Below are 12779 nucleotides of genomic sequence, written 5' to 3' on the forward strand. Positions count from 1 at the left end.
TAATAGGGAGCGAGTTTTTTGAAGTGAGTGTGTGATTCTACGCTGGCAGATGTGTCCGATAAGTCATGAGGCACACGCGGAAAATCCCGGCGCTGAATTGATATGGAATCCTTTAATTGACGACGGTCGTACTCCCCGTAACTGCTTCATGTCGTCCGCCGCTCTCGAGAGCGTGCATGACAACCCGGCAATGCCAACTGCGACAGCGCACGCTTTTTGCTTGAATGGAGTGCTTATCGGGAGAGCGACGCGCGGTTAAGCCGCAAAGCGGCCACAGCTCTCCGGCCGGTTAGGGAGACGCTGCGATGCATGGAATAAATGACAAGGTACGCGCTGCAATTTTTGCCGTGGCGATCTCACTGCTCGCGGCGTGTGGCGGGCACGGAGGCGACTCGAATAATAGCGGCAGCGCAGCCACACCGGCAGGCGGCATCAATCTGCAAATCGTCTCGTTCGGCGACAGTCTTTCCGACGTCGGCACCTACGCGCCGCTCGCAAGCGCGGTCGGCGGCGGGCGTTTCACGACGAATCCTGGACAAGTGTGGACTCAGAATGTCGCGCAGTACTACGGCGACACGCTAAAGGCCGCATACACGATCGACATTACGCATAAGCTCAGTGCGCAGGGCGGCCTCGGTTATGCGGAAGGCGGTGCCACGGTTGCGACGCCGGCAAACCAATCCGATTTTCTGACTGCGGTGATCGGCAACGTCGAAATGCCTGTCAATCAGCAGGTTTCGAGCTATCTGGCCGCGCACAGCAGCTTTAACGCCAATCAACTGGTGCTCGTCTGGGCGGGCGCGAACGACGTGCTTCGCGCCGGGCCGCTGCCGGCTGCGGCGCCGACCGTGCAGACCGCGGCCAACACCCTCGCTCAGATAATCGGGCAGATCGTCCAGAACGGCGGTGTGCACGTCGTGGTTGTCAATCTTCCGAATGTCGGACTCTCGCCGGACGGCATCACGTCGTCCGATGGCGGGGCCAACTTGACCCAGTTATCGCAACTGTTCAACGATACCCTGAACACCGCGTTGCAGACCGGTGGCCTGCAAGCGAAAGTCATCCAGATCGATGCTTATACGTGGTTGAACGGGATCATTGCGAACTTTCAGGCCAATGGCTTTACCGTGTCGAACACGGCGCAGGCCTGCGACCCCAAGAAAACGCCCGATAATACGTCCTTGCTGTGCTCGCCGCCTACGTACGTGAGCTCTAACGCGGACCAGACGTACATGTTCGCCGACGACCTTCACCCGACGACACATTTGCATTCACTGTTTGCCCAGTTCGTGGAGCAGCAACTCGCCAAGAGCGGTCTGGGTCACTGAGTTCGGGAGCTTGTGTACGGCGCCTGGAAAAAAAGCCGATCAGGTCGATATCGTCTTCGCGCGCGCACGAGACGCACACGCCGATTACATGACGTTCAGCCGCGAGTCGAGTAAGCTTGGGAGCATCGTACCCGCTTACTTCCGCGCGCCGCAGTAGCGACTTCCGCGTAGAGTGACGGCCCCTGGCGAGGAGCGCCTCATGCTGACGCTTTATTCGTATCCCGACCTGTTTGGCGTCGCCGACAACAATCCCTTCGGTCTCAAGGTATTCGCGTTCATGCGTCTGTGCGGGATGGATTTCGAGCATCGTCACATCCTCGACACGAGCCTTGCACCGCGCGGACAGTTGCCGTATCTGGTCGACGGTGAAGAAACGATTGGCGATAGCGACCGGATCATCGTGCATTTAAAGCGTCGATACGATCTAGGCATCGACCACGCGCTCTCGCCGGGGCAATTGAATCTCGACTTTCTGGTCCGGCGAACGCTCGACGACCTGTACTGGCCGATGAGCTTTTCACGCTGGCGCGACGACCGCTTCTGGCCGTCTTTCCGCGACGCCATTCTCGCAACGCACGCAGACGTGAGCGCGAGCGATCTCGAAGCCGCGCGCGAATACAACCGGTTGCGGTATCACTATCAAGGCATTGGCCGCTATGAGCCGGAGCAGGTCTATGCGAGAGGTATCGACGATCTGCGTGTCGTGGCGGATCTGCTCGGCGACGACGGATTTGTTTTTGGACCCGAGCCTGCCGCCGTCGACGCGGCGATCTATGGCTTTGTCGCCAACATCTACTTCTAAGAGATCGACACGCCGCTGAAACAGTACGTGCTCTCGCGTCCCGCGCTCGTTCGTCATTGCGAGGCCATTCATGAGCGGATCAACATCGAGCTACGCGTGCGGGTATCCCCTTGAGGTGGGCGAATGGGCAACTCGGCAAAATGATCGATTGAGGTTTATTGATTCGCTGGAGCGCTTACATACGGCACCGACATGATTCATCGGCAATGCGTTGCCGCCGTAGAACGCATCGGGAGCGAGAGACAATGGACACTCAACCGATCGAAACCGACTACCTCGTCATCGGCGCGGGCGCGACTGCCATGGCCTTCGTCGACACGCTGCTCAGCGAGACCGATGCCCACGTGGTGATGGTTGACAGACACCATCGTCCCGGCGGTCACTGGAACGACGCCTATCCATTCGTCGGTCTGCACCAGCCGTCCGCCTTTTACGGCGTGAACTCGCGCGAGCTGAGCACCTGGACCAAAGACGAGACTGGCCTGAACATAGGCATGTACGAGTTGGCGAGCGGCGCGGAAGTGCTGAGCCATTTCGACCAGGTGATGCGGCAGCGCTTCTTGCCCTCGGGCCGCGTTCAATGGTTTCCAATGAGCGAATACAGCGCGGGCGTAGGCGGCACGCATCACTTCAAGTCGTTGATGAATGGCGACGAACGGCAAGTCGTTGCGCGCAGGAAACTCGTGAACGCCACTCATGCGCGGACAGAAGTGCCGTCGACGCATCCTCCCAAGTACACGGTTGCAGCAGACGTGAATTGCATTCCGTTGAACCGGCTACCCGACATACAAGGTCCGCATGCCTGCTATACGGTGGTCGGTTCCGGTAAAACCGGAATGGATGCCTGCCTCTGGCTGCTGCAAAACGGAGTGGCGCCGCCACGTATCCGCTGGATCATGCCGCGCGATGCGTGGCTGCTGGACCGCGCCAACACGCAGCCCGGTGCGGAGAAGCTGGAGCGGACGATCGGCAGCACCATCGGTCAGTTCGAAGCCATTGCCGAGGCGACTTCGATCCCCGATCTATTTGCCAGGCTGGAGCAGCGCGGCCTGCTCGTGCGCATCGACAAGGCAGTCGAACCCAGCATGTACCGATGCGCCATCATTTCTCAAGCGGAATTGGAACAACTCCGGCGCATTGAAGACATTGTGCGTCTCGGTCATCTGCAATCGGTGCAGTCGACGCAGATCACGCTCGATGGAGGCTCGCTACCTGCCGATCCCGATACGCTCTACATCGACTGCTCCGCCCGCGCGATCCAGATGCCGCCCGCGCTGCCTATATTCGACGGCGACCAGATCAATCTGCTGATGGTGCGCTGGTGCCAACCGGTGTTCAGCGCCGCGCTGATCGCGTATGTCGAGAGCCATGTCGCGGATACGGCCGAGCAGAACGCGCTGTGCCGCCTCGTGCCCAGCCCCGAGCATCCGATAGACTGGCTACGCATGTGGGCGGTGACCCTTGCCAACATGACGAGCTGGCGGCAGAACGCGGGTTTGAACGCCTGGCTGTCGCAATGCCGGCTGAACAGCCAGAACGCGATCATGCGTGGCATGCGGCCCGACGACACCGCCAAGCTCGACTTGTTGCAGGAGAGCGGGGCCAAGGCCGCGGCGGCGGCCGCCAGGCTGCCAGCGTTGCTTGCTACTCTAAACTGACCTCATGGAGCAGACCTTGGACGAACTTCGCCTCGAGACGCTGCAGGTGGGCGCACTGCGCATGCGTGTAGCCAGCCAGGGCCGCGGCCCGCTTGTGCTGCTATGTCATGGCTTTCCGGAGTCCTGGTACTCCTGGCGACACCAGTTGGCGGCGCTCGCCGCCGCGGGGTTCCGTGCCGTCGCGCCGGATATGCGCGGCTATGGCGGCACCGATGCGCCGCCGGATGCGGACTCGTACACCATGCTGCATCTCGTCGGCGACATGGTCGAACTCGTCAACGTGTTGGGTGAGAGCGAGGCGGTGATCGTCGGCCATGATTGGGGTGCGCCGGTGGCCTGGAACGCGGCGATGATGCGGCCGGATCTGTTCCGTGCCGTTGTCGGCATGAGCGTGCCGTTTTATCCGCCTGCGCCGGAGGATTTGCTCAGTGCACTGGATCGTCAAGGAATACGAACATTCTATATGCAGTATTTTCAGACGCCCGGTGTGGCCGAGAGCGAGTTCGAGGCCGACCCCGAAGCCGCGATTCGACGGATCACGTTCAGCATGTCGGGCGATGGACCCGAGCGCGTTGTGGCAGGGATACTGGCGCCCGGTGCAGGTTTTCTCGACAGCACGGTTGACCCCGAGACGCTGCCAGGCTGGCTGACCAGCGAAGAGATCGCATACTTAGCGGGCGAGTTCGCGCGCACCGGCTTTAGAGGCGGACTGAACTGGTACCGCGGCATTCGACGCTCGTCGGAACTGATGGCCGCATGGCGAGGGGCCGTGATCCGGCAGCCTTCGATGTTCGTGGCGGGCGCGAGAGACGATGTTCTCAAGTTTCCGGGCTCGCAGGCTCGCATCGAGAATCTGACGCGCGTGCTGCCCGGATTGCGTGGTTCCCATATTCTCGATGGAGCGGGCCACTGGATTCAGCGCGAACGGTCGGCCGAAGTGAATGACCTGCTAGTTGCGTTCTTGAGAGGACTGTAAATCGGCATGGTCCCAGAGAATTGCTGCCGGGTTGGCCAGCGCCCTCGCAGCTGCGGCGAAAGACACTGGTCAGAAGCCCCTTGCGCTCTCGAAGACAATCAACCGATTCTGTAGCGCGGGGCCGGCTTGCCGACCTGCGTTGCGGCAAACAATGCCGAGCGCGCAGTGTCGTAGGTATCCCACAGGCTCGCGTCGGCCACTGATGGCCACGTGACGGTTTCGCCCTGATCGAATCCGGACAAAGCCGCATCGACCAGGTTCTCTGTCGTCATCACTGACTCTTTCTGCAGCGCCGAAAGTGGGATGCCGGATTCGTCCCAGATTTCGGTTGCGGTCGATGCCGGAAGGACGAGCTGCACCTTCACGCCAGTCTCCGCGAGTTCCTGCTGGAGTCCACGGCTGTATTGCAGAACGAACGCTTTGGTACCGCTATAGACGGCGCTGACGGGCATTGAGTGGATCGCCAGCACGGAAGCGATATTGACGATGACGCCCTCGTTTCGCGACACGAATGCCGGCACGGCGGCCTGCGTCAGCCGGGTGAGGGCCGTGATGTTGAGCGCGATCTGCGAGCGCGTGTCCTCCGCGGAGGATTGCCCGACCGGCCGCAGTCGCGCGAGACCTGCGTTGTTGATCAGAACGCGCACGGCCGGATCGGTGGCGAGAACTTTCTCGACCCGCGCCAGATCAGCGTCATTCGTCAGGTCCGCAACAATTGACTCGACCTTGGCACCGTGCGCTGCGGATACCTTCGCAGCGAGCGCTTCCAGGCGATCGGCGCGCCGTGCGACAAGGACGAGATCATAGCCGCGAGCGGCAAGGCGGTCGGCGTAGACAGCACCAATACCGGACGACGCTCCGGTGACAACAGCAACTTTCCGTGAACTGGTCATGTGTGACTCCATTAGTTTGGTACTCAACTATAATGATTGAGGGCTCAAGTATATAACCGGACGTCGCCCTCTTGTCAACAGTGCAGTACTCAACCATCCTATGCGTATGGGAAAGAAAATTGATTCACTGGCGAACCCAGACGATCTGGATCGGCCAGCTACTGATGAGCGGGATATCCTCGGCGAACTCGCGTGCACGAACACGGCGTTGCGGCGCGCCGCGCGCAGACTGGGCCAGTTATATGACGAGGCGCTGGCGCCGCTCGACCTCAAAGCCACCCAGATCGGCCTGATAGCGGAAATTGAACGCTTCTCCGCCAGCGGCAGTGAACAGGGACCGACCTTGCAGGACCTGGCGGCTCGGCTGGCCATCCAGATTTCGGCTCTAACGCATGCGCTAAGGCCGCTGGTGCGGGATGGACTGGTGGAATTGCGTCAGGACGCCGAAGACAGGCGGACAAAGCACGGCGTGCTTACCCGCCTTGGCAAGAAGCGCCTCTCGGAGGCATTGGTGCTGTGGGCTGAAGCGAATAATCGCGTGGAAGACGTGCTGGGCCGCGACTCGGCCGCAACGCTGCGGGCGCTCGCGGACGAGGTGGCGTCCGACGAGTTTCTCGCGTCCTATCACGGGGAATAGCTTCCCGGCCGGTGTCGACTACCGGCCGGTGCTGATCCTTCGGCGCTACGCCGCCGAGCGGCCGCCCAAGTGCTGCGCGAGGAAGGCTTCCATGGCTTCGTAGAACTCGAACTGATTCTCTTCGTTTCGGAAGCCGTGCCCTTCGTTGTCTTTGAGCATGTACTTGACGTCGATCCCACGCTCGCGCAGCGCGTGCACGATCTGGTCGCTTTCGGCTTGTTTGACTCGCGGATCGTTCGCACCTTGCGCGACGAATAGCGGCGTCACGATTCGCTCCACAAAGAATAGCGGCGATGCATCGTGCAGCGCCTGCTTGCCCGTTTCGGTTTGCGGGTTGCCGATCATCTCGTACATCATGTCGAGCATCGGCTTCCAATACGGTGGCAACGATTCGAGTAGCGTGAACAGATTCGAGACGCCGACATAGTCGACGGCAGCCGCATAGCGATCGGGTGTGAATGCGACGCCGGCGAGCACGGCATAGCCGCCGTAGCTCGCGCCATAGATGCCCACGCGCGCGGGGTCGGCCAGACCTTGCGCGACGAGCCAGTCGATACCGTCGTCGATGTCGTTTTGCATCGACTTGCCCCATTGACCGAAGCTCGCCTCCCAGAACGTGCGTCCATAGCCCGTCGAGCCGCGGAAGTTCAGCTGCAAGACCGCATACCCGCGATTGGCGAGCAATTGCGCTTCGGAGTTGAAGCCCCACGAATCGCGCGCCCAAGGTCCGCCGTGCGGATTGACGATCAATGGGAGCGGGCTTTTCGGCTTTTGCCCGAGTTCGATGCCTGCCGGCAATGTCAAATATCCGTTGATCTGCAGACCGTCGCGCGCGACGAAGCGGATCGGTTCCATGCGCGCCATGTCCGCGGTGTCGAGCCAGGGCATGAGCTCAGTGAGCCTGGAAAGATGACGGCTGGCGATGTCGTATGTCCAGATCGAGCCCGGCGAAAGGTCGCTCGAAGCGTGCACGATCGCGCGCGACTCGTCGCGTGTGATGCTCGTGACCGCGATTTCCTGACCGGGCAACTGACGACCCAGGTCCTCGTGGATCGAGCGAGCCCATTCGTCGAAGAAGTGCCGATGCATGCGGTCATCGACATACCACGCGGCCGTCAACACGCGCCGGTGTTTTGAATAAGCCAGTCCGCTCACATCCACGTGTTCGGTTTCGAACAGCAGTTCGCCTTCCTGCGCGGTTTGCGGGTCGAACTCGAAGATGGCCGTCCTGTCCCGGCCTCGATTGGAGAGCACGTACAAACGCTGATCGTCGAAGGTGAAGAACAGCGGCGACACCGTTTCGCGAAAGTTCGTCGTCAGGATCGGGCGGAACGGTTCGGTCTCGGTATCGCGATAGAGCAGGGTCGTGTTGACGCCGTCGGAGGCGGTCGCGACGCGCAGGCACCCGGCGTGATCGGTCATCCAACCCATGATGTTGCCGGGGTTTTCAGCGATCGGGGTGAACGCGCCGGTGACGACGTCGACGCGGAACACGTCGAACACCTGCGGATCGCGCCGGTTCATCTGAATCAGGATATGGCGGTCATCGTCCCTGAGATCGTCGACGATGCTCGCTTTGACGCCGTCGAACGGGGTCAGGTCGACCGGCTCGCCGCCGTGGATCGGCACCGACAGCACGTGAAAGTTTTCGTCGCCGCCAAAGTCCTTGACGAACAGAATGCGGTCGTTGCCTTTCCAGGCGTGCCCCGGCACGTCGCGTTCGGATTCGTTGGTCAGCGCCTGCGCATCCCCAAGCGGCGAGCCATCGAGGCCGATTTCCTGAACGAAGATGTTCTGACGGCCCGCGTGCCGAGTCAGAAACGAGAGATGTCGGCCGTCCGGCGAAATCGTGAACTGGTGTTTCTCGGGCCTGCGGAAAAAGTCGCGTACTGAATAGAGCTTGACGGTCCGGTCACCAGCTTCCTGATCGTTGACGGCACTCATGCATTTCTCCCCAAAAGCCCCATTTGACCATGCGCATCAAACCTGCGTCTTATTCGCGCGGCGCAAGCAGGCAATCCGTCAGACTGATTGCCATTCTGTTACGCTGACACCCAGATTACGATTGGTGTGAAATAAAATATTCAACGAAAGCAATCGTTCTCGATACGGTAAACGCCAGAGAACTTCATTGTCGACCGATTGTATGGTTAACACCGATTTAAACGTAAACGAACAAAAAGGAACATCGAATCTGTTGTTTTGATTTCCTTTCAGAAAAAGGGGCGCGCTTTGCCGTTCGCCCCAAGACGTACAAAAAGGCACCCGCAGCACCGGAGACGCACTAGAACAAAGGAGAGCGATTTGGTCTTGGAACTGGAGCGGGTGACAGTCGTTTCGGGCGCTCAGACGCACCTGTACGGCGTCGATCTGCGGCTTGTCCCCGGCGCGATCAACGTGTTGCTTGGACCGACGCAAGCAGGCAAGACCACCCTGATGCGCGTGATGGCCGGACTCGACCGCCCGGCTTCGGGCCGGGTGTTGGCCGACGGCAACGACGTGACCGGCGTCAGCGTCAGGCAGCGCAACCTCGCAATGGTCTATCAGCAGTTCATCAACTATCCGGCCATGACGGTGTTCGACAACATCGCGTCGCCGCTGAAGCTGCAAAAGACGGCCGCCGACGAAGTCAAAAGGCGCGTCCACGAAGTCGCCGCCAAACTCCATATCGATCACCTGCTGCAACGGCGCCCGGGCGAACTGTCTGGCGGCCAGCAGCAGCGTTGCGCGCTGGCGCGGGCGCTGGTCAAGCGCTCGTCGCTGGTGTTGCTGGACGAACCGCTCGTCAATCTCGACTACAAGCTGCGCGAGGAATTGCGCGTCGAACTGGCGACGTTGTTCGCGGACGGCAAAACCACCGTCGTCTATGCGACGACCGAACCGCTCGAAGCGCTGCTGCTCGGCGGCTACACGGCGATCGTCGACAAGGGGCGCGTGCTGCAGCACGGCCCGACGCTCGATGTGTACAACGCGCCCGCCAATATCGACGTCGCGGCCGTCTTCAACGACCCGCCGATGAACATGCTCGCCAGCGATCTCACCCCCGAGGGCACCGCGCGCCTGCCGATCGGCATCGACGTGCCGCTCGGTCGGGCCAGCGCGCGCGCTGTCAGCGCGAACGAAACGTTCCGCATCGGCGTGCGGCCCGGCCATCTGCGACTCGCGCCTCGGACGCAGCGCTCCGTTGCCGTGCCATGCCGGCTCGAACTGGCCGAATTGAGCGGCTCTGAAACCTACCTGCATCTGCACACTCGGCAAGGCGGCATCGATCTGGTCGCGCAACTGCAAGGGGTGCATCAGATCGATCTCGGTACGGAACTCGACGTGTACATCGACCCCGACGAACTGTTTGTGTTCGGCGCGGACACGACGCTGGTGTCTGGCCCGGAGGCCGCTCATGGCGCGCATTGAGTTCCAGAATCTCGCGCACGCTTACGCCCCCAACCCCGCCACGCTCGACGACTACGCGTTGCAACCGATGAGCATGGTCTGGGAAGACGGCGGCGCGTATGCGTTGCTCGGGCCGTCGGGTTGCGGCAAGTCCACGCTGTTGAACATCGTATCCGGGCTCGTGACGCCGTCGGAAGGGAAGGTGTTGTTCGACGGAAGCGACATCACAGCGAAGAGCCCGCGCGAGCGCAACATCGCGCAAGTGTTCCAGTTCCCGGTGATCTACGACACGATGAGCGTGTTCGACAACCTCGCGTTCCCGCTGCGCAACCGGAAAATGTCGGCACGCGACGTGAAACAGCGCGTTCACGAAGTTGCGGAAATTCTCGACATGACGCGTGAATTGCCGCGCAAGGCGAACAATCTGTCGGCGGATGCGAAGCAGAAAATCTCGCTGGGACGCGGCCTCGTGCGCAAGGACGTCGCCGCGATCCTGTTTGATGAACCGCTGACCGTCATCGATCCGCATATGAAGTGGATCCTCCGTCGCCAGTTGAAGAAGATTCATCAGCAACTGAAGCTGACGTTGATCTACGTGACGCACGATCAGGTCGAGGCGCTGACCTTCGCGGATGAAGTCGTGGTGATGACGAACGGCCGCGTTGTGCAGAAGGGTGATCCGGGTGCGTTGTTTTTGCGACCCGATCATGCGTTCGTCGGCTACTTCATCGGCAGTCCGGGGATGAATCTCTGCCCGATCGAGCTGAACGCCGACGGCATCAAGATCGGCACGCAGCACTTGCGACTCGACTCGCCCACCCTCGAAACGCTGAAGCACGCCAACGGCACGCTGACGCTCGGCATTCGCCCGGAGTTCGTGCGTGTGGTGAGCGATGGTGAACCCGGTGCGGTGAAAGCACACCTGCTGCGTGTGCAGCAACTCGGCAATTACCAACTGGTCACCGCGCAATGCGATGGCCACGTCTTCAGGGCCAAGGTCGAACCGCATCTACGCGTCGACGAAGGCGCGGTCTGGTTGAAGCTCGCCACAGCGGAAACCGTGTTCTTCAGCAACGATGAAAGGATCACGCGATGAACAAGCCCGTCAACCAGAAGGCTTGGCTGCTGGTCGTACCGGTGTTCATCTGCGTCGCGTTTTCCGCCATCTTGCCGCTCATGACGGTGGTCAACTATTCGGTGCAGGACATCATCAGCCCGACGCAGCATGTGTTCGTCGGCACCGAATGGTTTCGCGCAATCATCAACGACGACGACCTGCGCGGCGCGCTCGGGCGGCAGATTATCTTCTCCGCCTGCGTGCTGCTGTTCGAGATTCCGCTCGGCGTCGGCCTTGCGCTGGCGATGCCCGCGTCCGGTTGGCGCGCGTCGGCGTCGCTGGTCGTGCTGGCCATGCCGCTGCTGATTCCGTGGAATGTGGTCGGCACGATCTGGCAGATTTTCGGGCGGCCGGATATCGGTCTACTCGGTTATGCCCTCAATCACGCGGGCATCGAATATAACTACACGGCCAGTCCGGGTGCCGCGTGGATCACGGTGCTCGTGATGGACATCTGGCATTGGACACCGCTCGTCGCGCTGCTCTGTTATGCAGGCTTGCGCGCGATTCCAGACGCGTTCTATCAGGCCGCCGAAATCGACGGCGCAAGCCGCTTCGCCGTATTCCGCTATATCGAGCTGCCGAAGATGCGCGGCGTGTTGATGATCGCCGTGCTGCTGCGTTTCATGGACAGCTTCATGATCTATACCGAGCCGTTCGTGCTGACGGGCGGCGGCCCAGGCGATTCGACCACGTTCCTGTCGCAGTACCTGACGCAAAAAGCGGTCGGCCAATTCGACCTCGGCCCGGCGGCGGCGTTTTCGCTGATCTACTTCCTGATCATCCTGTTGCTGTGTTTCATTCTCTACAACTGGATGGAGCGCGTGGGTAAAGGCGGCCCGGCAACCACGGGAGACGACTATGCGCAATAACCGCTGGATGCGCGTCGTCGTGCTGACGGTGTACATCCTGTTCGCGCTGATTCCGCTCTACTGGATGCTGTCGATCTCGCTGCGCACGAACGAAGAGACGATGTCGGCGTTCGCGATCTGGCCGCATCACGTGACGCTCGACAACTACAAGGTCATCTTCACCGATTCGTCCTGGTACTGGGGCTATATCAACTCGATCATCTACGTGCTGATGAACACGGTGATGTCGGTGCTGGTCGCACTGCCCGCCGCGTACGCGTTCTCGCGTTATCGGTTTCTCGGCGACAAGCACATGTTCTTCTGGCTGCTCACCAACCGGATGACGCCGCCCGCGGTGTTCCTGCTGCCGTTCTTCCAGCTGTATTCGAGCGTGGGTTTGATGGACACGTATATCGCGGTCGCGCTCGCGCACATGCTGTTCAACGTGCCGCTCGCGGTGTGGATTCTCGAAGGTTTCATGTCGGGCGTGCCGCGCGAAATCGACGAAACCGCCTACATCGACGGCTATACGTTCCCGGCCTTCTTCATCAAGATTTTCCTGCCGCTGATCAAGTCGGGAGTGGGCGTGACCGCGTTCTTCTGCTTCATGTTCAGCTGGGTCGAACTCCTGCTCGCGCGTACGCTCACCACCGTCAACGCCAAGCCGATTGCCGCCGTGATGACGCGCACGGTATCGGCGGCGGGGATGGATTGGGGCGTGCTGTCGGCGGCGGGCGTGCTGACCATCGTGCCCGGCGCGCTCGTCATCTATTTCGTGCGGAACTACATCGCGAAGGGCTTTGCGATGGGGAGAGTCTGATGCTGACGTGGATGTATTGGACACCGGAAGTGGCGGTCTTTTTCGGCTGCGTCGTGGTGATGCTGGCGGGTATGACTGTGTGGGAAATCCGCTCGCCCACGGTCGAACGCAAAGGCTTTCTGCCGATCGGCACCACGCGTGGCGACCGGCTCTTTATCGGACTGCTGATTGCGGCGTACATCAATCTCGCGTGGATAGGCATCAGCGCGGAACGCGCGAGCGCGTGGCCCGGTTTCGCGGCATCGATGCTCGTGCTGCTGATCGTTATGTGGAAAGGATGAACAGCGTTGCGTCCTGAAGGTTTGCG

The 12779-nt window shown here is 60.9% G+C and carries 11 protein-coding genes and 1 pseudogene; 10 read left to right on the top strand and 2 right to left on the bottom strand.

Annotated elements, in window-relative coordinates:
- Nucleotides 1-305: 305 nt before the first annotated feature.
- From P0D80_RS24405 to P0D80_RS24420, 4 genes and pseudogenes are all read left to right on the top strand, one after another.
- On the top strand, nt 306-1328 hold the full coding sequence (locus tag P0D80_RS24405; protein ID WP_408178537.1) for an SGNH/GDSL hydrolase family protein: 1023 nt from the start codon (nt 306-308) through the stop codon (nt 1326-1328).
- Nucleotides 1329-1527: 199 nt separating this feature from the next.
- A pseudogene (locus P0D80_RS24410) lies at nt 1528-2244 on the top strand (glutathione S-transferase C-terminal domain-containing protein).
- Between the two features lie 131 nt (nt 2245-2375).
- Entirely contained in the window at nt 2376-3788 is a 1413-nt protein-coding gene (locus P0D80_RS24415; protein ID WP_408287082.1) for an NAD(P)-binding protein, read from the top strand.
- A 16-nt stretch (nt 3789-3804) separates the two neighbouring features.
- Nucleotides 3805-4764, top strand: coding sequence for an alpha/beta fold hydrolase (locus P0D80_RS24420; RefSeq protein ID WP_408287084.1), 960 nt, complete (start codon nt 3805-3807; stop codon nt 4762-4764).
- Between the two features lie 98 nt (nt 4765-4862).
- Here P0D80_RS24420 and P0D80_RS24425 read toward each other — a convergent pair whose 3' ends face one another.
- Entirely contained in the window at nt 4863-5657 is a 795-nt protein-coding gene (locus P0D80_RS24425; protein WP_408287085.1) for an SDR family NAD(P)-dependent oxidoreductase, read from the bottom strand.
- A gap of 100 nt (nt 5658-5757) precedes the next feature.
- On the opposite strand from P0D80_RS24425, the gene P0D80_RS24430 reads away from it, so the two are divergent.
- Entirely contained in the window at nt 5758-6294 is a 537-nt protein-coding gene (locus P0D80_RS24430; RefSeq protein WP_408287086.1) for a MarR family winged helix-turn-helix transcriptional regulator, read from the top strand.
- A 45-nt stretch (nt 6295-6339) separates the two neighbouring features.
- Here the strand turns inward: P0D80_RS24430 and P0D80_RS24435 are convergent, their stop codons facing one another.
- The gene (locus P0D80_RS24435) at nt 6340-8238 is read right to left on the bottom strand and encodes a S9 family peptidase (RefSeq protein WP_408287087.1); all 1899 of its coding nucleotides are present in this window, start codon (nt 8236-8238) and stop codon (nt 6340-6342) included.
- A gap of 360 nt (nt 8239-8598) precedes the next feature.
- Here P0D80_RS24435 and P0D80_RS24440 point away from each other — a divergent pair, with 360 nt between their 5' ends.
- From P0D80_RS24440 to P0D80_RS24460, 5 genes are read left to right on the top strand one after another with little or no spacing between them, the layout of a single operon-like run.
- Complete coding sequence (locus P0D80_RS24440; RefSeq protein WP_408287088.1) at nt 8599-9705, top strand: ABC transporter ATP-binding protein; 1107 nt, start codon at nt 8599-8601, stop codon at nt 9703-9705.
- Complete coding sequence (locus tag P0D80_RS24445) at nt 9692-10780, top strand: ABC transporter ATP-binding protein (protein WP_132383823.1); 1089 nt, start codon at nt 9692-9694, stop codon at nt 10778-10780. The genes P0D80_RS24440 and P0D80_RS24445 overlap by 14 nt, the downstream gene beginning before the upstream one ends.
- The gene (locus tag P0D80_RS24450; protein WP_132383825.1) at nt 10777-11673 is read left to right on the top strand and encodes a carbohydrate ABC transporter permease; all 897 of its coding nucleotides are present in this window, start codon (nt 10777-10779) and stop codon (nt 11671-11673) included. The genes P0D80_RS24445 and P0D80_RS24450 overlap by 4 nt, the downstream gene beginning before the upstream one ends.
- Complete coding sequence (locus tag P0D80_RS24455) at nt 11663-12472, top strand: carbohydrate ABC transporter permease (protein WP_132383827.1); 810 nt, start codon at nt 11663-11665, stop codon at nt 12470-12472. The genes P0D80_RS24450 and P0D80_RS24455 overlap by 11 nt, the downstream gene beginning before the upstream one ends.
- A complete protein-coding gene (locus P0D80_RS24460) occupies nt 12472-12753 on the top strand; it encodes a DUF2160 domain-containing protein (RefSeq protein ID WP_132383829.1) in 282 nt (93 codons plus the stop codon). The genes P0D80_RS24455 and P0D80_RS24460 overlap by 1 nt, the downstream gene beginning before the upstream one ends.
- Nucleotides 12754-12779 lie beyond the last annotated feature (26 nt).

The organism is Paraburkholderia sp. RL17-373-BIF-A (genome assembly GCF_046030175.1).
GTDB lineage: Bacteria > Pseudomonadota > Gammaproteobacteria > Burkholderiales > Burkholderiaceae > Paraburkholderia.